The 24,055-nt window shown below is 63.0% G+C and carries 26 protein-coding genes and 1 tRNA gene; 17 read left to right on the top strand and 10 right to left on the bottom strand.

Annotated features, from left to right (window positions below):
• Window positions 1-489, top strand: coding sequence for an FBP domain-containing protein (locus RHODMAR_RS00345; protein WP_008710015.1), 489 nt, complete (start codon window positions 1-3; stop codon window positions 487-489).
• Window positions 490-599: 110 nt separating this feature from the next.
• On the opposite strand, the gene RHODMAR_RS00340 is transcribed toward RHODMAR_RS00345, so the two are convergent.
• The gene (locus tag RHODMAR_RS00340; RefSeq protein ID WP_008710014.1) at window positions 600-1,367 is read right to left on the bottom strand and encodes an NAD(P)H-dependent oxidoreductase; all 768 of its coding nucleotides are present in this window, start codon (window positions 1,365-1,367) and stop codon (window positions 600-602) included.
• Between the two features lie 150 nt (window positions 1,368-1,517).
• Between RHODMAR_RS00340 and RHODMAR_RS00335 the strand changes: the two genes are divergently transcribed.
• Window positions 1,518-2,465, top strand: a complete 948-nt coding sequence (locus RHODMAR_RS00335; protein ID WP_008710013.1) for a GlxA family transcriptional regulator — start codon at window positions 1,518-1,520, stop codon at window positions 2,463-2,465.
• A 113-nt stretch (window positions 2,466-2,578) separates the two neighbouring features.
• Window positions 2,579-3,976: an HNH endonuclease signature motif containing protein gene (locus tag RHODMAR_RS00330; protein WP_008710011.1), complete on the top strand. Its 1,398-nt coding sequence runs from the start codon at window positions 2,579-2,581 to the stop codon at window positions 3,974-3,976.
• Between the two features lie 86 nt (window positions 3,977-4,062).
• Here the strand turns inward: RHODMAR_RS00330 and RHODMAR_RS00325 are convergent, their stop codons facing one another.
• Window positions 4,063-4,716 carry a hypothetical protein gene (locus RHODMAR_RS00325; RefSeq protein ID WP_008710010.1) on the bottom strand — a complete coding sequence of 218 codons (654 nt, stop codon included), beginning with the start codon at window positions 4,714-4,716 and terminating at the stop codon, window positions 4,063-4,065.
• A 30-nt stretch (window positions 4,717-4,746) separates the two neighbouring features.
• The gene (locus tag RHODMAR_RS00320; RefSeq protein WP_008710009.1) at window positions 4,747-5,274 is read right to left on the bottom strand and encodes a hypothetical protein; all 528 of its coding nucleotides are present in this window, start codon (window positions 5,272-5,274) and stop codon (window positions 4,747-4,749) included.
• A 93-nt stretch (window positions 5,275-5,367) separates the two neighbouring features.
• Between RHODMAR_RS00320 and RHODMAR_RS00315 the strand changes: the two genes are divergently transcribed.
• Both RHODMAR_RS00315 and RHODMAR_RS00310 read left to right on the top strand, forming a co-directional pair.
• Window positions 5,368-6,177 carry an alpha/beta fold hydrolase gene (locus RHODMAR_RS00315; RefSeq protein ID WP_008710008.1) on the top strand — a complete coding sequence of 270 codons (810 nt, stop codon included), beginning with the start codon at window positions 5,368-5,370 and terminating at the stop codon, window positions 6,175-6,177.
• 90 nt (window positions 6,178-6,267) lie between these two features.
• A complete protein-coding gene (locus RHODMAR_RS00310) occupies window positions 6,268-6,528 on the top strand; it encodes an MbtH family protein (RefSeq protein WP_008710007.1) in 261 nt (86 codons plus the stop codon).
• A gap of 10 nt (window positions 6,529-6,538) precedes the next feature.
• Here RHODMAR_RS00310 and RHODMAR_RS00305 read toward each other — a convergent pair whose 3' ends face one another.
• On the bottom strand, window positions 6,539-8,002 hold the full coding sequence (locus RHODMAR_RS00305; RefSeq protein WP_008710006.1) for a threonine/serine ThrE exporter family protein: 1,464 nt from the start codon (window positions 8,000-8,002) through the stop codon (window positions 6,539-6,541).
• Between the two features lie 93 nt (window positions 8,003-8,095).
• Between RHODMAR_RS00305 and RHODMAR_RS00300 the strand changes: the two genes are divergently transcribed.
• A tRNA-Thr gene (locus RHODMAR_RS00300) sits at window positions 8,096-8,170 on the top strand.
• 164 nt (window positions 8,171-8,334) lie between these two features.
• On the opposite strand, the gene RHODMAR_RS00295 is transcribed toward RHODMAR_RS00300, so the two are convergent.
• Window positions 8,335-9,549 carry a tyrosine-type recombinase/integrase gene (locus tag RHODMAR_RS00295; protein WP_008709987.1) on the bottom strand — a complete coding sequence of 405 codons (1,215 nt, stop codon included), beginning with the start codon at window positions 9,547-9,549 and terminating at the stop codon, window positions 8,335-8,337.
• Window positions 9,542-10,174 (bottom strand): helix-turn-helix domain-containing protein, encoded by a 633-nt coding sequence (locus RHODMAR_RS00290; RefSeq protein ID WP_008709984.1) that lies wholly within the window; start codon window positions 10,172-10,174, stop codon window positions 9,542-9,544. Before RHODMAR_RS00290 ends, RHODMAR_RS00295 begins: the two co-directional genes overlap by 8 nt.
• A gap of 124 nt (window positions 10,175-10,298) precedes the next feature.
• On the opposite strand from RHODMAR_RS00290, the gene RHODMAR_RS00285 reads away from it, so the two are divergent.
• The 9 genes from RHODMAR_RS00285 to RHODMAR_RS00245 all read left to right on the top strand — a co-directional run bounded on the left by RHODMAR_RS00285 (window position 10,299) and on the right by RHODMAR_RS00245 (window position 16,455).
• A complete protein-coding gene (locus RHODMAR_RS00285; protein ID WP_230074464.1) occupies window positions 10,299-10,511 on the top strand; it encodes a helix-turn-helix transcriptional regulator in 213 nt (70 codons plus the stop codon).
• A 1,131-nt stretch (window positions 10,512-11,642) separates the two neighbouring features.
• Window positions 11,643-12,431: a ParA family protein gene (locus RHODMAR_RS00280; protein ID WP_008709981.1), complete on the top strand. Its 789-nt coding sequence runs from the start codon at window positions 11,643-11,645 to the stop codon at window positions 12,429-12,431.
• Window positions 12,431-12,781 (top strand): hypothetical protein, encoded by a 351-nt coding sequence (locus RHODMAR_RS00275; RefSeq protein WP_008709979.1) that lies wholly within the window; start codon window positions 12,431-12,433, stop codon window positions 12,779-12,781. Before RHODMAR_RS00280 ends, RHODMAR_RS00275 begins: the two co-directional genes overlap by 1 nt.
• Window positions 12,778-13,653, top strand: coding sequence for a DUF2637 domain-containing protein (locus RHODMAR_RS00270; protein ID WP_008709977.1), 876 nt, complete (start codon window positions 12,778-12,780; stop codon window positions 13,651-13,653). The genes RHODMAR_RS00275 and RHODMAR_RS00270 overlap by 4 nt, the downstream gene beginning before the upstream one ends.
• A 440-nt stretch (window positions 13,654-14,093) precedes the next feature.
• Window positions 14,094-14,660 (top strand): hypothetical protein, encoded by a 567-nt coding sequence (locus RHODMAR_RS00265; protein WP_042937347.1) that lies wholly within the window; start codon window positions 14,094-14,096, stop codon window positions 14,658-14,660.
• A gap of 176 nt (window positions 14,661-14,836) precedes the next feature.
• Window positions 14,837-15,142 (top strand): hypothetical protein, encoded by a 306-nt coding sequence (locus RHODMAR_RS00260; RefSeq protein ID WP_008709973.1) that lies wholly within the window; start codon window positions 14,837-14,839, stop codon window positions 15,140-15,142.
• Window positions 15,143-15,253: 111 nt separating this feature from the next.
• The gene (locus tag RHODMAR_RS00255; protein WP_008709972.1) at window positions 15,254-15,790 is read left to right on the top strand and encodes a DnaB-like helicase N-terminal domain-containing protein; all 537 of its coding nucleotides are present in this window, start codon (window positions 15,254-15,256) and stop codon (window positions 15,788-15,790) included.
• A complete protein-coding gene (locus tag RHODMAR_RS00250; RefSeq protein ID WP_008709970.1) occupies window positions 15,787-16,065 on the top strand; it encodes a hypothetical protein in 279 nt (92 codons plus the stop codon). The genes RHODMAR_RS00255 and RHODMAR_RS00250 overlap by 4 nt, the downstream gene beginning before the upstream one ends.
• 54 nt (window positions 16,066-16,119) lie before the next feature.
• A complete protein-coding gene (locus tag RHODMAR_RS00245) occupies window positions 16,120-16,455 on the top strand; it encodes a hypothetical protein (protein ID WP_008709967.1) in 336 nt (111 codons plus the stop codon).
• Between the two features lie 225 nt (window positions 16,456-16,680).
• Here the strand turns inward: RHODMAR_RS00245 and RHODMAR_RS00240 are convergent, their stop codons facing one another.
• The 3 genes from RHODMAR_RS00240 to RHODMAR_RS00230 form a co-directional block, all read right to left on the bottom strand.
• Entirely contained in the window at window positions 16,681-17,049 is a 369-nt protein-coding gene (locus RHODMAR_RS00240; protein WP_042937345.1) for a histone-like nucleoid-structuring protein Lsr2, read from the bottom strand.
• Between the two features lie 319 nt (window positions 17,050-17,368).
• A complete protein-coding gene (locus RHODMAR_RS00235) occupies window positions 17,369-17,575 on the bottom strand; it encodes a hypothetical protein (RefSeq protein WP_008709965.1) in 207 nt (68 codons plus the stop codon).
• A gap of 182 nt (window positions 17,576-17,757) precedes the next feature.
• On the bottom strand, window positions 17,758-18,273 hold the full coding sequence (locus tag RHODMAR_RS00230; protein ID WP_008709964.1) for a hypothetical protein: 516 nt from the start codon (window positions 18,271-18,273) through the stop codon (window positions 17,758-17,760).
• Window positions 18,274-18,601: 328 nt separating this feature from the next.
• Here RHODMAR_RS00230 and mobF point away from each other — a divergent pair, with 328 nt between their 5' ends.
• Window positions 18,602-22,642, top strand: a complete 4,041-nt coding sequence (gene mobF, locus RHODMAR_RS00225) for a MobF family relaxase (RefSeq protein ID WP_008709963.1) — start codon at window positions 18,602-18,604, stop codon at window positions 22,640-22,642.
• Window positions 22,643-22,731: 89 nt separating this feature from the next.
• On the opposite strand, the gene RHODMAR_RS26800 is transcribed toward mobF, so the two are convergent.
• Window positions 22,732-23,499: a glycine-rich domain-containing protein gene (locus RHODMAR_RS26800; RefSeq protein WP_008709962.1), complete on the bottom strand. Its 768-nt coding sequence runs from the start codon at window positions 23,497-23,499 to the stop codon at window positions 22,732-22,734.
• Between the two features lie 372 nt (window positions 23,500-23,871).
• Between RHODMAR_RS26800 and RHODMAR_RS28810 the strand changes: the two genes are divergently transcribed.
• Window positions 23,872-24,055: hypothetical protein (locus RHODMAR_RS28810; RefSeq protein WP_232433527.1), on the top strand; the 184-nt coding region annotated here is incomplete at its 3' end.

Raw genomic sequence — 24,055 nt, 5'->3', positions numbered from 1 at the left:
ATGGAACCCATCTCCGAGCGCGACATCAGGTCGTCGTTCGTCAACTCGTCCAAGGGCGACGCCAACCGGCTCACCCTCCCCAATGCGTTCGAGCTCGTACCGTGGGACGATTTGGACTTCCTCGGCTGGGTCGACCCCAAGCTGATTGGAAAGAGTTATCTCGTTGTCCCGCAACATGATGGACTACGCGGGGTTGCGCTCCGCTACAAGCCCGGCGGCCCGCGTACCGCGCAGATGTGCAGCATCTGCCTCACCACGCACGCAAACGGCGGGGTGTCGTTGATGGCTGCTGCAAAGGCCGGCGAATCCGGCAGGCGCGGCAATACCGTCGGAACCTACCTCTGCTCGGACCTCGCGTGCTCGCTCTATGCGCGCAAGAAGAAGACTCCGGCATTGGGCCGGCAGTTCAAGGAAGACTTCGATGTCGAAAACCGCACCGCCGCAGTGCGAGAGAACATCGGTGCGTTCCTCGCCCGCGTTCTGGACTGATCAGCTTTGGTCACAAGCGTCGCTGCGCTCCGTCGTGCGCCTTTTGCGCACTCATAGGTACGCAAAAGGCGCACGACCTCACGGGCAACGTTGCCGCAATTCTCACCTGATCAGCGTTCGGTGTGTATTCGCATGCCGGTCTCGTCGGCGTCGATGTTTTCGCGAAGTATGAAGCGGCGATCGTAGTCGCCGCCGTTCTGGCTGCGGTAGCGAATGGGCTCGTCGGTCTGCAGGCCTTTCACTCGCTGCATCAAATCCGATTCTGCTGCGGCATAATCGGTGTCGGTCATCCTATCGGCGCTTGCCACGAGTACCGGCGGCAGTACATTCATTCCGGTGTAGAACAGGATGCCGTGCTGAATCGGGTACAGCAGCTCATCCAGGCTGCCGCTGATTCCGCGCGGCGACACGGTGTGTTCGCTGCCGCCCATGCTGACGACGACCATCGCGCGCTTCCCGGCGAGAACGCCATCCCCGTAGCGCCGGGTGCTGCCGTCCGATGCCCGGACGCCGTAGCCGAATCCCTCCACGAACACTCGATCCACCCAGCCCTTCATGATCGCGGGCATCGAGTACCACCACAGCGGGAATTGCAGCACGACGGCGTCGGCACGCAGTAGTTTCTGCTGCTCCGCCGCGATCTCCGGGGCCTGGGCGCCGGCAGCGAGGGCTGCGCTCGACGCTGAGGCCACGTGGAACCGTTTCGTCGGATCGTGGCCGTAGTCCTCATAGGTGACCACCGGATTCCATTGCATTGCATATAGATCCGACTGTTCGACGGTATGGCCGTCGACGCGGAGTTGTTTCAGCGCGGCGTCGCGAAGAGCGCCGTTGAGCGAGCGAGGTTCGGGATGGGCGTACACCCACAGGATGTTCATGCACTCGATCCTGGGCCACGATGGACCCAGGAAACAGTGGCAGAAATGACAACATATGAAAGAATTCGGCCACACGCGTCGCTGCGCTCCCTCGTGCGCCTTTTGCGCCCCTATGGGTATGCAAAAGGCGCACGAGGAGAGGAATCAGCTATGACGCATCGCATCGCGGTCTATGTGCGCGACGGCCTCCTCTCGATGGAGCTGGGCATCGTGCATCGCTTGTTCGGGCAGGCGCGATCGGAGTCCGGCGACGCGTTGTACGAGGTGATCACCTGCACCGACAAGCCTGGCCCGATCAGGACCGATTCCGACGTGCGGATACTCGTCGAACGGGGGCTCGACGCCGTGGCCGAGGCGGATACCGTGATGGTTCCGGCCTCCGATGAAGACTACGAGACCGATGGTCGTGCGGTATCACCGCTGTTCGACGCTTTGTCGACCCAACGGCTGGCGTCGATCTGCACGGGATCGTTCGTGCTCGCCGCATCGGGGGTGCTCGACGGCAAACGCGCCACCACACACTGGAAGTCGGCTGTCCGGTTCGCCGAGCTGTACCCGCAGGTGTTGCTCGACCCGAGCGTGCTCTACACCGAGGACGGCAACGTACTCACCGCGGCGGGGGAGGCGTCGGGGATCGATCTGTGCCTGTTCATGATTCGTCAGGATTTCGGTGCGGCGGTGGCCAATCGGGTGGCCCGAGGAACCGTCGTGCCACCCCATCGCAGCGGTGGTCAGGCGCAGTACATCGACAGTCCGGTGCCCCGTACGCACGGGACGTCCACGGCTGACGCTCAAGAATGGGCGCTGCGCAATCTGAATACGGCCTTGTCGGTGGAGGATTTGGCACGGCACCAGGCGATGAGTGTTCGGACGTTCTCACGGCGATTTGCGGCCGAAGTCGGTGTTCCGCCCGCCCGTTGGATCGTCGCGCAACGCATCCAGCGGGCTCGGGAGTTGCTCGAGAACACGGACCTGACCATCGAACGCATCGCGCACGACACCGGATTCGGCACAGCAACGTCGCTGCGAAACCAGCTTGCCGCGGAGTTGGGAGTCTCGCCCAGTGCATATCGGGCGACGTTCAGGATCGGCAGTTGATGTGCCTAGCACAACCTACCGACAGGATTGTCTTGTCGAATAGTTAAGCACGGCAATAGTTTTGGATTCGATCATCATTGCCAGTCGAACGCACGTTCGATACACTTCATGGCATGACCACAGCGATCTGGCAACTGAGCGAGGACCAACTCCTCGCCGCCGCCGCTGACGTCTCCCACCAAATCCAATTGCTCGAAGCCCGCCGTATCGCCCTCGTCGCCGAAATCGACACCCGCGTCGGCAAAGACAAACTCGGCTTCCCCGGCCCCGCCGGCTGGCTCACCTCCACCACCCTGCTCTCGGCGGGAAAAGCCAACAAGATTCTCGCCCTCGCCCGCGGGTTGAAGAACTTCCCCGATATCGCCGACGCAGTGAACACCGGTGTCATGTCCCTCGACCATGCCACCCTGATCCTCGACTTCGCCGAAACCCCACCCGAACACCTACCGCAGGTCGGGCGAGATATGGCTCGGGCAGCGCTGATCAAAGCCGCGACCGGACCCGACGCCCGCACCGGCCCACTGCGCGCGGCGATCACCCGCTTGAACGACCTCTACGGCGGCAACAAGCCGCCTGCTGAGGACACCGACCGCAACGAACTCTTCGCCTCCAAAACCCTGAACGGACGCCTGGCGTTGAAGGGTGACTTCGACGCCGTCACCGGAGAAAAACTGCTCACCGCACTCTCACCGTTGACCGAACCGAGACCCGCCGTCGACGGCACCCAAGACCCCCGCAGCCCCGCCAAGCGCAGAGCGGACGCGTTCGGGCAGATCCTCGACCACTACCTCGCCTCCAGCGACCGCCCGAACGAAGGCGGCGACAAACCCCACGTCAACCTCCACATCAACCTCCGCGACCTCACCGACCTCCGCGGCACCGCAGCAAGCGCAGCCGGCAATGACAGTGGCGGTGGCTGTGGCAGTGGCGAGAACACTGGCACCGCAACCGAACCGGACTGCGGAAGCTGCGGCAGCGGCGATGGTGGTGCCAGCGGCAGCGGCGATGATTGCGACAGCGCTGCCGGACCGGCCGCTGATCGTGGCGCCTATCGGGACCTGTTCGGTGACGGCACCTCTGTCGGCTGGCTGCCCTGGATGGGACCGCTCTCGCGCAACACTTCCAGGCAACTCGCCTGCGACTGCGTCCTCACCGCCATCGTCATGGACGACACCGGCAACCCACTCAACCTCGCCCGCACCGCCCGCACCGTCACCGCCAAACAGAAACGAGCATTGACAGCGCGCGATCACGGCTGCGCCTTCCCCGGCTGCGGCAAACCCGCCGCCTGGACCGAAGGCCACCACATCTGGCACTGGGCCGACGGCGGCCCCACCGACATGAACAACCTCGTCCTCCTCTGCGGATTCCACCACCGCCTGATCCACCACTCGGACTGGGAAGTGTTCATCGGCACCGACAACCACCCCTGGTTCATACCCCCGGCCACCGTCGACCCCCACCGACAACCCCGACAATCCCACGCCCGAGCAGGCCCCCACATCACCTGAACCGGCCACCCACAACGCAATCCAGCCCCGCACCGAGAACACGGTGCGGGGCTGGAAGAGGTTGTTGTAGAACCGATTCGTACCAACTAGTCCTTGTTCTTCTCCGCAAGGAACAGCTTTTCGATGCGTTCCGCTTCGTCCCTCTTGCTCTCGGCTTCCTCGGAACGTTCTGCGGCCGTTGCCAGCTCGGCTTCGGCGGGCGCTGCAGCCTGCTTCTCCTGCTTGTCGACCTGAGCCTGCTGAGCCTTCTTGCGATCCTCGGCTGCCTTGGCCGTGGCGGCCGCCTGCTCGTCGGCCTTCTTCTTCTCGGCGGTCGCCTTGCGCTCGGCATCCTCAGCGGCCTCGCGCTTGCGCTGCTCGGCCTCCTGCCGTGCGTCACGCGCAGCTTCCTGAGCGGCAGCGTCGGCTGCGCGGCGGTCCTTCTCGGCGGTGTCGCGCGCTGCCTTCAGCTCGTCGTCCGCGGCGATCTTCTTTGCACGGGCCTCGGCGTCCAATCGCGCTGCCTCGGCGCGGCTCTCGGTGCTGTCGACGAGGGTCTCACCTCGATCGGACAGGCTTTTGTCTCCCAGCAAGTTTCCGACGGCGCGATCGAGCGATCCGAGTGTGTGCTCGTACACCAGGCGAGCGGGGGACTCCGCGCTCATCTTCTCTACGACGTTGGTCTCGATGAGTTGCAACGGAATTCGAGCGATCTTGTACTGAATTCGAAGAATGGTCAGTGGTAGGGCTGAAACGCTCATGTAGCGAAACTCCTGATATGTAGTGGTGGGTCAGGCTTGGTTGCGAAGCTCTTCGGCCTTCTTGCGATCGGCCTCGGCCTGAAGGAGTGCTTCCTGGTGCTTCTGCGCGGCCACCATCTCGTCGGAATCGGCGGCGGCCTGCTCGATGCGGCGCTCCTCGTCGGCTTCGATCTGCTCGGCCGTCGCCTCGACCTCCGCGGCAGCGCGCTCCTGCGTCACGGCATCGCGCTTGTTCTGCTCGGCTGCGACCACCTGTGTTTGCCGCACCCGATCGGCATTTGCCTCGGTGACGGCGGCGTTCTCTTCTGCGGCCTCGCGTCGACTCTCCGCTGCGGTGCGCACGTCGGCCAGTTCCTCGCCGGCCTCGGTGGCCTGCGCCTCCGCTACCCGCTCGGTGGCCTGGGCCTCCTTGTGCTCGCGCGCTTGAGCGGCCTGTAACTGGCCCTCGGCCGTCAACGAGTCGTTGCCGGTCACCGCGCCGGCGACCTCTTTGGCTTTGCCCTTGATTCCGTCGAGCAATCCTTTGCGTGCTTCGCCCGCTACGTTCTCGTCAGTCATGTAACTGCAGGTACCCACTGGCTGCACGAGTAACCCCTGGTCCGTACCGAACGATACGATCGCCGACGGACGTATCAGCCAGTGAGGAGACCTATGCCTATCGCCAAGATCAACGGCATCGACATCAATTACCAGGTCAAGGGCAGCGGAGACCTGGTTGTTCTCGTCATGGGTACCGGCAGCCCCGGTCGTGTGTGGGAACTGCACCAGGTGCCCGCTCTCACAGCAGCGGGCTACCGGGTGTGCACGTTCGACAATCGTGGGATCGCGCCGTCGTCGGAGAGCGCTCACGGCATCACGATCGAGGCGATGGTCGCCGACACTGCCGGCCTGATCGAACTCGTCCGCAACGGTGGCGAAAAAGCTTTCGTCGTCGGAACGTCGATGGGCTCGCGCGTCGCGCAGGAGCTGGCCCTGAGCAGGCCTGACCTGGTGCGCAAGGCCGTGTTCCTTGCTGGTCACGCCAGAGTCGACGAGTTTCAGAAGACCCTCGCACACGGTGAACGAGCGTTGTACGACAAGCGCGTCGAACTCCCGGGCACGTATTCGGCCGCGGTGACGGCCGTGATGAACCTGTCGCCTGCGACGTTGCGTGACGGGCGCAGTGCCCGCGACTGGCTCGATCTGTTCGAGTTCTCGTCGTCTTCGCCCTCGGCCGGAGTCCGCGCTCAGCTGGGCATGGAGGACGATTTCGATCGAACGTCCGCCTATCGCGGTGTGACTGTGCCGTGCATGTCCGTAGGGTTCGCCGACGACCGGATGATCCCGGCGTACCTGGGCAAGGAGCTGGCCGACGCTATTCCGGGGGCCCGTTACGTCGAGATCGCCGATGCCGGGCACTACGGATATCTCGAGCGCCCCGAGGCAGTCAATGCAGAATTACTCGGCTTCTTGAAGGCCTGACGGCACCGAGGCCGGTCCTGCGTTGCTAGGGTCGTGTGGCACCTCACGGTGCAGACTTGTAAATCAAACGTTCGCGACGAGTGAGGCGAGATGAGTACCAACCCGTTCGATGACGAAGACGGACGCTTCTTCGTGCTGGTCAACGACGAAGACCAGCATTCGCTGTGGCCGACGTTCTCCGAGGTCCCTCAGGGATGGCGTGTCGTCTTCGGTGAAGACACCCGCGCCGCCTGCTTGGAGTATGTCGAGAAGAACTGGACCGACATGCGTCCGCGCAGCCTGCGTGAGGCCATGGAGGCCGATGCTGCTGCACGCGCTTCTGCTGAGGGAACCCCCAGCACCGAGGCTTGAGTTCCGCCTTCTACGAAGCACTCGAACCGCGCCGCCGACGAACCGTCGGTCGGCGCGGTTCTTCTGTCCGGCGAAGCGTCGGGCGAAGTAGTTCCTCGGTGCGCGCGATGATGCGGGGTCGACGGAGCGTGCGGGCACCCCATTCGCCCAGGGTCACGCCGGCGGCCAGGCCGCAGCTGACACCCAACGCCGCGAACAGCGAGCTGATTCCGAGCAACAGTTGGTCGTTGAGGATCGCGTACAGACCGCGGTAGAGCGCCAGACCGGGCAGCAGGGGCGTGATGCCGGCTACGGCGATGATCAACGGCGGGATCAGTGCGCGACGGGCCAGCAGGCCACCGGCGAAGCCGACGACGGTCGCCGCGATAGCCGAGGCGATGATCGGTCCGACGGTCAGTGTCTGAGACAGCAAGTACACGAGTGAGCCCGCGAAACCGCCCATGAACGCTGCCGTCAGCGCACGCCGCTCGGCGTAGCTGGCCAGCGCGTAGAACAACGACGCCGCCGCACCCGCCAGCACCTTCGTCGGTACCTCCAAGATGTCCGGTGGTGCCAGGTTGCTGATCTGCGGAAGGTCGCTACCGATCAACGACGCCAATCGCAGCGAGGTTGCGACACCGGCGATGATTCCTGCCGTCATCATCAACACTTCGAAGAACCTGGCCGACGCGGTGATGGGCGCACCGGTGATCGCATCTTGAAACGTACCGACGAGCGAAAGGCCCGACAGCAACACGACGACGCCGGCAGCGATGACCTGCGACGGCGAAATGTTGATGTTCAGCTGGTCCTGAAAGTTGTACAGCGTGATTGCTGGTGTAGCCGCCACGAAGCCGCCGACGACCTGCTGGAAGAAGAACGGTAGACCGGCCCGGTTGAGGACACGTCCGATGCGATCGATCACCATGGTGGTCAGGAAGCTGACAACGGCCACCAGAGGGCCACCGCCGAGCAGCACACTGATGGCGGCGGCCATACCGGCCCACGCGAGGGTTGCGATCCACCGGTTGTAGGGGTGCGGAGCTTTGGTGATCTCTTCGAGCCGATCGAGTGCAGCACTCGGCGGCAGCATCTTCACGCGCACCGCGCGGATGAGACGGTCGACCTCGGCCAGCCGGGTGAAGTCCATCGATCGGTAATTCACGATGCGCAACGTCGATGCCGGAGGACGCGTCGGCCCGCGGTGCGCACTGAGAGTGATCGAGTTGTACGTGACGTCGACATCGCAGCGTGCGAGGCCGTACGTCGCGGCGATGTACTGCACCTGTGTCGCGGTGTCCACCGCTGATGTTCCCGAGGCCAACAGCACCTCACCGACGCGAACGGCAAGGTCCAGCACCTCCGCCACCGACGCATCGTCGGTCAGATCGATCGGACGAAGGGGTGACGGTGCTGCCGTCGGAGTATCGATGGTGGCCCGACGCTCACCGGTGAGACGGCTCAGCGAAGCCGTCAGGTCTTGCAGGAAAGTCATGACCGTCTTTACGTTGTTGCTGGGGTGATCCACCGACAAGGTACCTGTTGACACTGAGCGCCCGATGAACGGATACGATGGTCTCGCTTCACTGCCTCCTTAGCTCAGCGGTAGAGCACTCGCCTTGTAAGCGAGCGGTCAACGGTTCAATCCCGTTAGGAGGCTCCACTGAAAATAGGGCCTGAACTGGCCTTTTGTATTATCTATAATGGGATTCGTTGCCGATGAGGCGAGCTCAGTGTCACAGAATGTCACAAGTGCCGCAGAACTCGCCGGAACAGCGGCTGGTGAGACTGCCTGCTCCTATGTGGACGGTTGCGGACAAACGCCGGTCAACGCGCATCGTCGGATGGCTCGTCGCGACGCCGGACGAGTGACTGCAAAGTGTCGGCTGCGCCCAGTAGCGCATGGTTCTGAGAATGGACGTAGGTGCGCATTGTGAATGCATTGTCCGAGTGCCCGAGCCATGCCGAGATGACGGCAATCGGCACGCCCTGAAGGTGCAGCAGAGTCCCACACGTGTGGCGGGCGTCGTGGAGGCGGATGTCGGACACCTTGCTGTTGATGCATAGCCTGCGCCAATAGTCGCTGACCGTATCGGGATGAAAAGGTCGCCCAACAGCGTCGGACACGACGTAGGTGCCGGGGCCGACGTAGGTCAAGCTCTTTCGTTCCACACCCTGCAAGCGGTGTGCAGTTTCGAGTGCGGATTTTAGGGCTGGTGTGAGGGGAAGCGTGCGCTTGGACTTTTCTGTCTTCGGAGGGCCCTCCACGACACGTCCATTGACCGAGACTCGCGTGTTGTTGATTGTCAGGCTGCCGGCGTGAAGATCGACATCGTTCCATCGAAGCCCGCATAGCTCACCGCGTCGGAGGCCGCTCAGAGCAAGCAGCCAAGCGTGGCCGTTCCGATCGCACGCCGATGCTTCCAGGAGGCGTTGCACTTCGTCCTCCGTGAATGTCTGCATCTCGACGTGCACACGGGGCGCGCGGTCGACGAGCGCGGCAACGTCTCGTACCAATCGCCCTTCTCGCATCAGCCCGGTGAGGACTGCGCTTACAAGGTTAAGCATCGGATTGATCGAAGTGGCCTTCCACGGACGTCGCAGTTGGCCATCGGGCTTGACCGAGCTGCCGGCTAACAGATCGTTCACCAGAGCGTCCAAGTGACCTTTGGTCAACTTCTGCACCGCTAGCGCGCCGTAAGTATCGCGCAGCGGTTGAAGGGCATGGGTGTACGCGGCTTTAGTGGACTCTCGTACGCGTCGTCCGGCAAGCCACTCAGCGCAAGCCTCCTCGACCGTGGTGGTCGAGGAGGGAACGAATGTCCCCTTCGAGACTTCCTCGAGCACCTTGGACAGGGCTGCGCGAGCGTCCTTCTCCGTAAGAAATCGACGACGCAACTGCGTCCGCTTCGACGCCCGGGTGCCGGTGGCGTCGGCACCACCAGCGTCGACGGTCATTTGATACCGCAACTCGGTACTGCCTGTAGACCGATTGGTGACGTAGATCTTCTTGATCTGTGGCGGCAGTTGCTGCCTAGCCATCCTCTTCGTCCTGCGTGTTCATGCCCAGTTCGGTCATCCGTCTAAAGAGCTCTTCCGAACGCCGTCGAGCATCCTCGTACAGGTATTGCATCGACTCGATGTGCTCAGCTGATTCATTCTTGGAAAGGCCGTTTCGGAGCTGCACCCGAGCACGCCGCATCGCCTTCAACGCATCAAGCCATTCACGAGTGATCCCAACGCGATCGTTCTTCGGGTCGAAGGTGTCACGTACCCACATCCCGAAAGGAGCGTCGGATTCCTCCTCGGTCCACTCGGAGCTCGGCCGCATCAGCCCAGCCTCCCCGCTGAACCAGCGAAGGGCATCGTGAGACTCCTGCTGGAGCCCTGGGAGTACTTCGACTCTTCCCTTGGGGAGGTCCGGATAGACCAGTTGTGCTGGTGAGACTCCCAGTGCCGCAGCCAAAATCAAGAGTTCCGAGACGTCCAAGCTCTTCTTGCGTCCGGTCTCCAAGTCCGCGACTACAGATCGCGAGATCCCCCACCCGAAGTCAACCGTCCTGTCGGCAAGCTTTGCTGCGGACAGAGCGGAGTGGTCTTTACCTCGAAGTCGGCGCACTTCCGAGGCGACCCGGGCAACGATCGATTCCGCCCACGACTGCGTCATGGTTACGCAGTCTAGCGGAGAATGGCTCCCCGTTGTGGGATGGCTACGTACTTGTTACTCTGTGGTGGAACCACGTGGACTGACCAGAAATGTCCTGCATAATGTGGCTCTACTACACAATTCAGTGGAGGTGCTGAAGATGCCCAGACGGTTGCTGTCTGTCCCGGAGGCTATGGCTTGCACGGGACTTGGACGTTCCAACTTCTTCAACAAGATCGCGTCGGGAGAAATCCGGAGCGTGAAGGTCGGCAAGCGCCGGCTGATCCCGGATACGGCCATCGACGAGTACATCGAAGGTCTCGAGGCACAATCCGATGCCAGCTCAGGCGTCGCGTGAGGCCCAGAGCCAATTGTCCCTCAGGAAAATGAAACGCCCCCGGAAGATCTCAGTGTTACCAGCACTGAGGCCGAGGGCGTCGAAACCACAACCCGTGAGGAAGGAGCTTCGTCACCGATCATAGAGCGTCTTGATAAGTCATTCAAGACATTTCGCCGAGTCACCGTTCTCCGCCCTCGATTTCGGTCAGGGGCCAAGCGGGCGATGACGCATGTCTCGACCCGCGACAGCGCGGTCGAGTTCTTCTGCTCGCGCCGCATAAACCTTGGCTACGGAGCTTCCTAGCAAGGCCTGATGTGCCGAAGCAGCGTCGTTTTCTGGCAGAGCCCGACGTAACACCAGCCTGCCGCCGGCCTGTGCACCCTTTGTAAATCCTCGGAGACCGGCCCCGAGGCACCACCAGCTCGACTGATCATCGAACAGGTGGCGATACCGATTAGCCACGCGCCCGCCGAGGCGCGGGGCTATCGGGCGTGGAGCGGACAACGTGGGTGCGGAAATTGGCTCAGGGGCCATGGGGGGTCCGAAGGGAACGAACGAAGTCCCTTGTCTTTCATACGTCACCACTATGGAGGTATCAGTTGAGCTTTCGATCCATCTGCAATGCTGACATCACTGAGTTGCCTGGCATGGCGAACCGTCATTCAGACCTCGATTTTTCAATCCTTGCCGCGCTCTTGCTCGTATCCGTTGTGTACGCAAAATGCTCGAAGATGCAACCACAGCAACACACTTGGTTGCTTGGGCACGAGCGCAACAGCCCGCCGGTGCAGGCCGCTCCCGCTAGCGGTACGGCGGCGTTGCCCGCCAGTCCCATGCCTGAATTACCCGCAAAGAGTGCCTCAGATGACTCGCTGGCGACGGGCGTCAAACATCCCGCAGTGGCCATACCTCCAATGCCTGCAAAGGATGAGAGTCAAGCTCGGGATGTGTTGTTGGTAAATGCTTTTCATGCCACTATGGAGCGTCTTTCGCTTATGGCACGCGACTCACGCATCGCGCCCCTTACCTGTAATTCACCCAACACTTTTACAGGGTGCGACTCATCCCTCGGTTCCAAGGCGTGCATTGCATCCCATTCCCGCTATACCGCCAGTTCGTCCTATTCATCCATGGAAAGTGAGACCCACCATGCCCGCTGACATCTTTGCGTTCTGCAACCAGAAAGGCGGGGTGGGCAAGACCACCACCGTCTTTCACCTCGCCTACGCCGTCGCCCAAGCGGGGAAGCGCGCGCTCGTTGTCGACGTGGATCCGCAAGGCAACGCCAGCACAGTCCTGACCAGGACCGAGCTCGAGAGCGACGATGTCGGTGTTGCCGACGTTCTCGCCGAGTCGTCGAACGCGACCATCGCCGACGCTGTCGTCCCCACCATCTGGCCTGGCGTAGACCTGGTACCCACGGTGCCTGGAAACGAGTCCCTGGCCTATGTCCGCGATCAATTGGTCGTCGCCGGCGCTGGCCGAGAACGGCGGCTTCGCGACGCAATCGACGTCGTACGGGGCGTGTACGACGTGGTCCTCATCGATTGCCCACCCAGCCTCGATCTGCTGACCATCAACGCCCTTGTTGCGGCGCGCGCAGCCGTCGTCGTGACTCAGTCCGCGCTGTTCTCAGCCAATGGACTCGCGCGGTTACTGCGCACCATCGATTCAGTCAAGCGCAGCTACAACCCGGACCTCGACATGCTCGGTGCGATCGTCAACCTCCACGAGATCGCGACGATCAGCGGCCGAGAACAATTGGTCGAGATCGCCGCGAGCATCAACGTCCTCGGTGACGCCGTTCCCAAGCGGGTTGTCATCAAAGACTCGATGGAGGCCCAAACCAGCCTGTTCGACTGGGGGACCACACAATCTCGCAGCCTGTCCACGATCTATCGCGACACTCTTACGCTGCTCACGAAGGGACACCTGTGATGGCCCGGCCCGAACGTATGAAGAGCGCACTCGCCGGATCGAGCCCGGTCGATCCGCCGGAGAACTCGCGGCAGCCCCACGACACTGTTTCGTCGGCCGAGACCGGTGCGCAACCGTCACCGGACAACACAAAACAGAAGCGCTCGTACTACCTCTACCAGTCCACCGTCGACGATCTTCTCAACGCGGCCGAAGCGCTGTCCGCAACGCCCGGCGCGCCGCGGGGCCCGTCGGATCTCGTCAATGCGGCAATCGAAGACTACTTGGAGTCGTTGCGCAACAGATTCAACGACGGTGCGCCGTTCCCGCAACGAACGGGCCCCCTCGCACGAGGACCGAGAATCCGATGAGCCGATCACACTCCGCGGCAACCCCGTTGACAACGAAGCCGTCAGAGGTCGTTGCGCTACATCCAGCGATTCTGCAGTGGGCTCTCGCAACAGCCGTTGCGTTGACAGTTGGCATCGCCGGGGCGTCCTTCTGGCTCAGTTTCGCTGTGTTGCGTGATCTCGCGGTGATGGCAGGGATAGGTCCCGGTGAAGCCTGGGTGATTCCGATCGTGCTGGACGGCGCAATCGTCTCGACAACAGTGACAGCCATTGCGCTGTCGAATCACACGGACCACCGCACGATCAAGGGCCGTCGCTTCGTCGTCACGATCTTGCGTGTTGCCGCATCGGCGTCGATTGCGGGTAACTCGTACCACGCGGTGTTGACTGCGACATTGCTTCCGGCCGTGGTCTCGGCGGGTATTGCCACCATTGCACCTATCGCGCTCCTTGCCATGACTGAAGTGTTGGCTGTCATCCTTCGTGCGCCTCGCGGGGCCGCAGGGGAGGAGTCCGGGCTAAGTGCTGCAACAGAAGTGGTGGATTGGACAGATGCAGAGTTCAGTCACGAAGGCCACAGCCTGAGCGGGGATAATTCAGAGGGCGAAGACGGCTCGTGGGGAGAACAGGTCGACGCGGCGGACACGCACCGACGACCAGTAGACGCCCTCACCCCGGAAGTTGCAGAGACAGCGCGGCTTCGACACGCACACCGTGAATGGTCGTGGGCACGAATCGGTAGAGAAACCGACGGCTCCGTTGCATCGACCGCGATGCGCCGATATCGGAAGTGGGAAGAAGTCACCGCCGGGATCGTCGAGGGCCGCCAGGACGGGGAATCCGAGCTGGGTGACAAGCCAGCCAGCGAGCGTGATCGCATGTTTGCAGAATAGAAGTGCTGCCGCGACATCGAGCCTTGTTGCTCTCCGTTGCTCCCGCACAATCGCCCCAGACTGTTGATGGCTGGGAGGTTGTCGCCTCGGGTGGTTCAGCGTGCGTCGAAACGTGTGCTGCCCTGGGACCACCTCCGGCGGTCTCCGGATTGAGCTTTGCTGCGCTTCGCCCTGCAGAAAGAACTATTTCTTTCGCACATCTGGCTCCGGTCGAGCTTGCAACACCCTGACCCGTCTTACCCAACCCTGACTCCGCGTTGCTCCGGCCCGGTGGGCTCCGAAAACTTTTCAAAGCGCCTGCGGCTGAAAACTTTGCGGATCAGGGCCAGGACGCCGGTCCAGTGCGCCGCCTTCTCTCCTTCGAGCCAGATGACGGCGAAAGAAATTGGCAGAGCGAAAAGGCCGGGGGAGCCGGTCCCGCAACAGAAAGTGAGCCCGACATGCCGCAGAACGCTTCCAGCACAGGACGACGGACCACTGCCGCACACAATGCCCGGACTACCGGAATTGTCACCCACACCACGGTTTTGGTCGCCGGACCCCAGCAGGCCACTATCACCGCTACCTCCGCGGCCACCGACGAAGCGCAGATGATCGTCGCACTCGGTCACGTCATGATGACTTTCCGAAGTGCCGAAACAGTTTCCGCGGTCATCACCGGGTTCGCCACCGTCCGCGCCGCACTTGCCGGAGCCGATGGACAAGCCCCCCATCCCGCCCAACCAGGCGCAGAATTCGGCGCCGCCGCGATCTCTGTCCTGTGGCTCGACAGCCCCGAACACACTGCGGTGCCGCACCACCGCTACAGCTCCGAACAACGTCGTACCATCCACTGGGTAGACCTGCATATGGGACCTGTGACCTGGCGCATCACCGACCGCGTCGGCTACGACACCCTGATGGCCGAACTCCGACGCGTTCACCGTGCTGCCGTTGGTGTCTTTCTCGACGGCGGACGCTACCGCCGCGACCCCGCCAAACTCCTCGATGTCTTCGACGACGTCTGATACCACACGTTCGGCCCCAACCCCGGGGCCGAACGTCGTTTATCCACAGGCTGACTCGACGCCACAGTTATCCACAGCCTCGCCTGATCGGTCTCCGCATCGAACGAATCGTTGCGGACCTCGTGTGACGCTCGACGACAAGCAACTGGGCCGGCACGAGCGACAAGGAACCAACGATGATCACCTGGACAGTCACCACACACCCCGAGGACAACCCCGAGATCCTTACCGCAACCGGAGCGGAACCCAACCTCGAAGTTGCGAAACGCGCCGCCGCCGATGCCGTCCGTATCGCCCTCCTCGACGCACGCGAGCACGCATCGTCCGACAACGGCAGCCCGCCGTCCTACCTCGTCACACTCGACGGAACCTGTGCCCTCATCATCGGACTCGGAAGCTGCAGGCCCGAGAACTACAACGCCGTCCTCGACAGCCTCGAGCAGTTCGACGGCTCTGCGCCACCGAACCTTCTCTACATCTGACCTACACCTCCGCAAAATGACGATGAACGCGGCAGGACCAAGCAAAGCGCCACCGGACTATCGAATCCAGTTCTCCCGCAACAGACCCGCAAAGAGAAACGAGGCAAACAGATGACCCCGTTGAGAGCAGTCGAACCCGCCGACGACGAAGATCACGCTGATCTGACGGACCATCCGGAGACGGCACCGGAAGCACTGGTCATCTGCGCACTGATGTGGCTGCAGGACACCGAAGAGGCTGCCCGCATTTCAGCAACATTGCAGGCCAACGATTTCCACGATCCCGTCTATCGCGAGCTGTACGGCATCGTGCAGGAGCTGATCATCGACAACCTCCCACACGACCCCGCGAGTGTTCTGGGCGTCCTTGTCCGGTCAGGGGCCAGCGGACACCGCGGTGCACGGCTGCGTCGAACACTGACCGACGTCACCGCAGCGAACGCATGCGGAGCATCGGCAAACGAATACGCCGGCATGGTCCTGTCGGAAAGCTACCGACGTAGCTTCTTCGACGCCGGAATCAGAATTCAGCAGCTCGCCGAGGAAGCGCCGGAGGAATTCCTGTTCGACCAGCTCGTCGAAATCGGAAGGGCGCAACGTGAAGCGACGAACCGCCTGAACGCCTTCCGCAGCGGCAGCACACGATGACCGCGCGGGAAGGGCCAGAGTCGGGCGAAGAGCGGCGTCGAGCTGCTGTCGCTTCTGCACGATTGGCCGCCGTCGATGTCGAGCATCTGGATCCAGACGCAGTCGAGGACCTCGCTGTCGGGCGTGAGGTAGAGGACGCGCTGGCCGCCGGCAACACACTGAGTGACGTCGCGCTGTCCATCGGTTACACCGAGGCCGTCGCCTCAGACCTTTTAGGCAAGTTCCGAGCGTTCCGCGAGATTCTCGCGGCGCGCAACCAGAATCCCCTGTTCTGAGCAACTTTCCACGCACACCTCGCATTGCCGCTATGACTCGAAGAGGCCGCCACCATGAACTTCATCCGCATCGACACAGACCGAGGGACCCTCTACGGGCCATCCTTCGCCGAGACGTTGACACACTTCTTCGGACAGAACCAGCACGTCGAATGGGACTGCCACAAGCTGACCGCCGGATACTCCGGCGGGCGGTGCACAGTGTCGACTGCAATCCGAGTGCATCACCGTGGACAGTGGATCGTCGCTGCTCGATCCTTCGGCTCCCGCACCGTCGACGCGATTCCCGAGTGCGCAGTTCGCACCGAATCAGAATTCGCTACCGCACCGTTCGACGCACCCGCGTTGCCGCACTGGGTGTACGAGTGGGCACATGAACTGCTGGTCTGAATTCAGGGTATAGATCGACCGGCACAGATCGAAGCGAACTTGCTACGTCGCTGAAGCAGAGCGCACCCGTGCACCGAGCAACGTTCGGCCCGCGCCGCAAACTCGGCCTCTCGCCGAAACTTCGACGAGTTGTCAACGGGTGCTGCGCAGCGCGCCGCACTCGCGGCAAATCAGAGCGAACAGGGAGCCGCCCGCTCACGTCGACGCAGGCGGCTCACCCGCCTGTCAGTGTGCGGCGTTGTACGCCTCTTCGATGTCGGCCGGGATGCGGCCGCGTTCGCTGATCTCGTAGCCCTGATCGAATGCCCACTGCCGAATCGCCCGCGTCTGCTCCGGATCACGCTTGCCCGATCCGCCGGCCGCTGTCGCGGCCGACGCGGCAGCGGGGGTGGGCTTGCGCTTGCGGCCACCGACTCGCGTCGCGTGTCCGACGTAGTAGTCGAGCTTCCTGTGAAACTCGTTCGCGTTCTTCGCCTTCAGGTCGATCGAGTACTCGACGCCGTTGATCGCGAATTCGATCGTTTCGCCGGACTCGTCGTCGATGACCGACCCGTCGATATCGTCCACCAATTGGGTTGTCACTCGTCTTGCCACAGCCGAAAAACCTTTCATCGACACATTCGCAATGCGCAACCGCATTCTTATCTATGAGCGTAACCAGCGCCGATATCCGCGCTCTTCAGCGACACGGCAATTGGCTACGGCACCGTTTCGCGCACCTGCGTTGCTTCGCTTGGCGTGCGCCTGAACGGATGGCCTTCCGAGCTGACACGCACGCCACAGCTCGACCGTAGAACACCAAACGCGCATCTGCGCAGACGCTACGAGGCTGAGATGGCGCGGAGCTTTGAAGGCGGGTCGAGAAACAGTCAGATCATGCCGCAAGCTCGCCACGTGATGAAGCTTCGACGATCTATTGGGAGGTGCTGCGCAACACGCCGATGGCAACAGTAACGACTACGGCAAACATGATCGACGCAATAAACAAGCCGATGCGAAACACGCCGCTGGCGATGACTCCCGTTGCCCGCAGGGGAGCGAACCGCCAACCTGACTCGGACTTCCCAGCGCGCCACAGCGCTCCTACGACGATCAAGCCGATGATAATAAGTGCGATCACGATCGTTCACCTCCTACCTCGAGTCGATTTCAACACCAAGACAACGACATAAATATTCCGCCGTAACGATGTGCAGTGGGCGCGCGTTCTCATGGCGTTCTCGAACAACCGTTGTGTGGCACTGAGTTAGAACCTTCGATGTGTGCAGGCGTGAAGCCTGCGGCGTGAGCTCCGCTCGTTTGTCAGGCGATGCTGCGCGCGCCCTCTCCATCCGCCCCCGCGTCTCCATCCACCGACAGCTCTACAGTCGCAGTTGGTGCAGAATCGCGACGGCCTTCGACATTCTCCTCGGTGCTACGCGATCCACTCGCGTCATCCTCTGCATCCGGATGAACATCGGGCATGGCGGTCGCACGTGACACCATCGTCGACTTGACCAACCGCGTCGCCTCCGGCACCGAGAGATCCACCAAGGCAGCGATACTGGCGTATGTTTCACCGCGGTTCTTGAGCTTCGCGAGTGCTCCAGCGCGTCTCTCATACGCCGCAGCAAGTTTGGCTTCCGCGTCCCGCTGCAACCGCTCGATCCTCGAGGTCACATCGTCGTTGATCCTTTGTTCGTCGCGGGTGGCATCGAAATATGAAATCAAATCTTGCTCCTGATTCTTCAAACACAACTGTGCCTCTGACAGCCGCTGCGCATTCGCTCGCCGAGCCCGTTCCCGAGCACTGACCGGTCCATTGTTCGAGGGAGTCATACGAGACAGGCTACTGCCAACATGATGGCCGGCGAAAGGGTCATACGCACCCAGCGTCGCCCTGATCGAGCTGTCTCGCTACAACTTTCGTCCCTCACCGTCCATGCACGTTCTAATTCGTCCGGAATGCAGATGCTGTCAACTTCGGATTTTCTGTAACCGTTTGCGAAATAACAAACTAAACGCTACACACCTCTTGCACTATTAGTGTCCATGGGCGGAATCTGCGTACTATCGCGACTGTGCCGCGCGATTCAGAAGCAGATTTCGAGCGAGATCGGCCCGTGAGATCTCGTCGCACACCACCTCTTCGTCGGCAGTGCCCGCGATGATGACTGTTCACGCGCTGCACGCGGGCGACGGCTACACCTACCTCACCCGCGAGGTCGCCAGCGATGACATTCGCCGCGAACGCGGCCAGGACCTCACCGACTACTACGCGGCCGAAGGCACCGAGCCGGGCATCTGGGGAGGGCGGGCCTCGGCCGAGCTCGGGGTGTCCGGGTACGTCCGCGAGGACCAGATGAAAGCGCTGTTCGGTGAGGGCCTGCACCCTGAAGCCCAAGCGTTGATCGAGGCCGCCGTCCTCGACGGCACGAAGGCGAACGCGGCCATCGAGAGCGTGCGGCTCGGCCGCAAGTTCGCGAGCTTCCGCAACGAGGTGCCGCTGATGAAACGCATCCGCGCCGAGATCGACAACGACCGCGCCGCCGGCGGAAAACCGCTCACCGCCGACCAGTGCCAGCAGATCCGCTACCGCGTCGGAGCCGACGAATTCCACCGCGAAGTCGGGCGATCACCGGCCAGCGAAGCAGAGCTCGTCCGCTACATCGCCTCGCAGCAGCGCCGCGAACGCCAACCCGTCGCCGGCTACGACTGCGTGTTCACTCCACAGAAATCGGTGTCCGTTCTCTGGGGCCTGGGCGACGACGACACCCGCGTCGCGATCGAGCGCGCACACAGCGCCGCGGTGAGCGACGCCATCGGCTGGGTCGAGGACAACGCCTCCTACACCCGGGTCGGCAAAGCCGGTGTCGGACAGATCGAATCGACCGGCCTGATGTACACCCGGTTCGATCACCGCGACAATCGCAACGGTGACCCGAACCTGCACACCCACGTCGCGATCTCCACCAAAGTGCACGGCGTCGACGGCAAATGGCGCAGCCTGGATGGCCGCGTGCTGCACAAGCTCGCCGTCGCCGCATCCGAGCGCTACAACACCCTCATCGAGGAGTACGTCACCCGCGAGCTCGGCACCGTGTTCGCCAACCGGCCCGGCACCGGAATCAACAAACGCGCCGTCCGCGAAATAGAAGGCATCCCCACTGCACTGCTCAGCGAGTTCTCCCGCCGCGACGCCATCGAGTCACGCATGGAAAAGCTCGTCTCGGACTACCGCAAGACCCACGGCAAAGACCCCTCGACCGCGACGCAGATGCGACTCGCCGACCAAGCGACTCTGGAAACCCGCAACGAGAAAGCACCCCCGAAATCGCTCGGTGCCCAACGCGCGGAATGGCGCGTACGCGCACTCGACGTCGTCGGCCGACGCGCCCTGAACTCCGCCCTGAAGAAGAGCACCGGGAACACGATCACCGTCACCGAAGCCGCCTCGATCGACCACCGCGAGATCGCCCGCACCGCAGTCGCACGCATCGCACAGCAACGCTCGAGCTGGAACCGCTGGCACATCCAAGCCGAAGTCCAACGACAACTGCGGCCACTGGTGTTCGGCACCGCGGCCGAGCGTGACGCGGTCGCCGAGAAGGTCACCGAAGCCGCCCTCGGCGCAGAGTCCATCCGATTGACTCGCCAGGTCGACGCGATCCCGGCAGCGCTGCAGCGCAGCGACGGTGCGTCGATCCTGACCGTTCACGGCAACGAAACGTACACCAGCGCAGCGATCCTCGCCGCCGAACACCGCCTCGTCGGTGCCGCCCGCACCCCGACCGCGGTGCTGGCACCCGCCCACGCCTACACCGCAGCCCTCGCCGCGCACACCCAACGCAAGGGCTGGGACGTCGGCGCGGACAAGAAGGCACTCGTGGAGCACTTCCTGTTCTCCGGGGCCCTCCTGGCCGCCGGCGTCGGTCCGGCCGGAACCGGCAAGACCACCGCCATGCGCGTCGTCGTCGACGCTTGGCGTAGTACCGGATACGACGTGATCGCCCTCGGACCGTCCGCGAAAGCCGCCGACGTCCTGGGCACCGAACTCGGGGTCACCGGCCGCACCATCGACGACGTCCTCACCCGCTACGAGAACGAACTCGACACCGGCATCACCCCGGGCGCGATGATCCTCGTCGACGAAGCAGGCATGGCCTCGACACACATTTTGGACCGGCTGACCTATATCGCCGCCGAGCACGGCGCAGTGGTCCGCCTGCTCGGCGACCCACAGCAGCTCGCCGCCGTCGATACGGGCGGCGCACTGCGCCTGGTCGCCCGATCGAGCGCGGCACCGGAGCTGGTCGACGTCCACCGCTTCCGCGACAAGGAAGAAGCCGAGATCTCCCTGCGTCTACGTGACGGTGACACCTCCGTCGCCGCCTGGTACGCCGCGAAAGACCGCGTGCAGCACGGCATGGCCGACGACCTCGCCGAGAAAGTCTTCATCGCCTGGGCGAAGACCTCGGACACCGACACGACGTCGCTGATGATCGCCAACAGCAACCACGCCGTCCGCGACCTCAACGACCGGGCCCGCACCGAACGACTCGCCAAGGGACTGGTCAAGAAAGGCGGTAACGACCTCTCCGACGGACTTCGCGCCAGCGCAGGGGATCTCATCGTCACCCGCCGCAACGACACCAGCCTGCGCGTGACCGGAACCCGCGGGGAACGCGTGCGCAACGGCGACCTGTGGACGGTCAAGACCGCGCACCGCGACGGATCGCTGACCGTGCGCCACCTCGAACACGGCGGGCGCATCCGACTGCCGGCAGACTACGTCAAAGAGCACTGCGAGCTCGGTTACGCCGCCACCATCCACCGGTCGCAAGGCATGACCGTCGACCAGGTCCATGTTCTCGTCGACGACACCATGAACCGTCAAGCCCTCTACGTCGCCCTCACCCGCGGCCGCGAGAGGAGTCAGCTGTACGTGCCCATCGACCGGATCGTCGACCCGCACCTGATCCACGTGCATCCGGACAAAAAGATCGCCGACGAAGTCGTGCGGACCATCATCGGCCGCGACGGCGCGGACGTCTCGGCGACCGAACAGCAACGCGACGCCGCAGTCGCGCACCGCAAGCTCGACTACAACGTAGGCGGATACGAGTACGCGGGAGAGCTCATCGACGCGCACCGCATCGAAGCGATCGTCCGCGAGAACATGGGTCCGGAGTTGGCGAACACGATGATCGCCGAAGCCGAATGGGACACCTTCGTCCACCAATACCGCCGCGCCGAGCAGCTCGGCCTCGGCGCCGCCCACACCCTCGCCGCCGCACGCTCGGAGCGAGAACTCGCCAGCGCAGACTCCGTCTCCGCCGTCATGCACTGGCGACTCGAAAAGCACATCGAGAACGGCGCGGACGAGATGCACGCGTGGACGCAGAGCATCGAACCGGCGCTGCGGACACAGTTCGGTGAGCACGCCGAGACCATCCTCGGCGACGATGGGGCGTGGCCCGACCTCGCCGCCCATCTACGCAATGCCGAACGCGCAGGCAAAGACCCCCACGCCGCGATCGTGGAACTGCGGCGCGGTGTCACCGACCCCGACCCGAGTGCAGCGGATCTGCTCGACGAAGCCGAACGGCGCTGGCCCTTCGGCCGAGAGGCACGCGACCACAGTGCCCCGAGCTGGGTGCTGCCGCCGATGCAGGACCGCGAGGGAATCGACCCCGAACTCGTCGCTTGGAGCCGCCGCCGCTACACCGAGATCGCCGAACGCACCCGCGAGCTCGGACAGCACGCCATCGACGAACAACCCGCCTGGACCCGCCACCTCGGCGAGGTTCCCGACTCCGGCGGTGCCCGACTGCGCTGGCAGGTCACTGCCGGTCAAGTCGGGGCCTATCGAGAACAATTCGGCATCGACACCGATCGCACTCTTATCGGAGACCGACCCGAACACGGGGAAGCGGCCCGCGCGTGGGATCAGGTCAACGCCCGCATCAAGACAGTCACCGCGCCCGTAGCGGTGCCCGCACACGCAGGCCCCGGACAGCAGCCGGCACCGTCCCTGCAACCCGCGAGGCCCGATCCGATCGTCGACACGGACCGCGCGCGACGAGAGGCCGCCGAGCAACGCGCGGCAGAACAACGCCGCCTCGCCGAGCAACACAAAGCCCAACGCCGCGAACAACTACGACAACAGGCCCGGCGACCCGGACCGACCCGCGGCCCACGCATCTGAATAGGTTGTCCGAACAGAAGATGGCCCTGACCACCACTCCATAGGAATGGTGGTCAGGGCCGTCCAGCAGCGGAGCCGACGTCGCGCGGTCAGTCCGTGCTGCCCCCTCCACACGCATCGCTGCAGTCCTGGCTACCGCAGCTGCCGTTGTTCGGCGCGGCCAGGGCAGCCCGCGCGCGCCCAACGAGACCGTCGGGACCTCCGCACGCGTCGCTGCAGTCCTGGCTACCGCAATTGCCGTTGTTCGGTGCTCGCAGCGCCACCGAATGCGGGGCGTGTGGGGGAACATTCCCGCCATCGGTCGACGTGCAGTCGTAGCCGCCGACGTTGCAGGTACCGCAGTCGTAGACGAACTTGCTCGCCCACAACTCCTCGTCCACGAGCCATCCGAACTCACGCAGAGCATCGACTGTCCGGTGCGAATGACCGGTGCCGTAGTCGACTCCGGCCTCGTCGAACGGCGCGTGATGGATATAGCGGCCACCGGTCTCCTGGCACCACGCGGTGTATTCACGTGTGTACAGGATGAAGTTGTGCCAACCGATGTCGACGAGCGAACTGGGCGAGAACCCGATTCCGGGGTTCTTCGCAACCAGCGTCAGGAATCCGATCGTCTGGTGCACGATCCGTTCCGCCACCGCGGTCCGGTGCTCACCCTGGATCTCCGAGGATACGCGAGCGTTGAACTCGTAGTCCTGTTCGACTCGCTTGACGAGACGGAGGCGAAGTGCCTCGTCGATGGCCAACGTACGTCGGTCGACTACCTCAGCCGTCTGCGCCGGCGACAGGGCGATCTCACCACCACCACCGCCACATGCACTGCAATTGTCGTGACGGTTCACAGGCGTGTTCTCCATGGAAATGTCCTTTCGAGTGCGAATTATTCTCCGTACTTTCCCGATATTCCGATAGGTCCGAAAGTCGAGGCTCGTTCGAAGAGGATTTCAGGCTGACCGCCGTTGGTTGCCTTATTCCTTTGTAGTGGATCGAGTAATTGCAGCGAAAGGATTTCAGGGGTTGTAAGTGCTCGGTATAGGCGGCTACTGGCACTGTCGGGAACTACCGAAATGATCGGCACTGCCGGATGGTGGCCGGTAGTGCCTGATACTGGCGGTAGATGGGACTACCGGACTGTTCCAACCTGCCCTTTCGTGACTAGCGATCGAAACACTGGCATAATCGCTCTATCGACAATGCGCCGACAGCGGCGTATTTGCCAGGAGGTTCGGGTGGATAAGAATAATGAGCTATTTCTTGCATATCTCCGATTGGAATTTCACTCGACTCTTCAGGAGGGATTCGCGGACAAAAGGCGTTCGCCGTACAATTTCACGGACTCGAAGGCATTAGCGCACAGGAGATATCCCGGCCCCAAGCATATGGCGGTCTGGTGGTACCTAGCCTCGATCTTTC

It is taken from the genome of Rhodococcus sp. AW25M09 (assembly GCF_000333955.1).
In the GTDB taxonomy this organism is placed as follows: Bacteria; Actinomycetota; Actinomycetes; order Mycobacteriales; family Mycobacteriaceae; genus Rhodococcoides.
The sequence above is the reverse complement of the archived record's forward strand: the minus strand, read 5'-3'. Positions and strand labels throughout refer to the sequence as shown.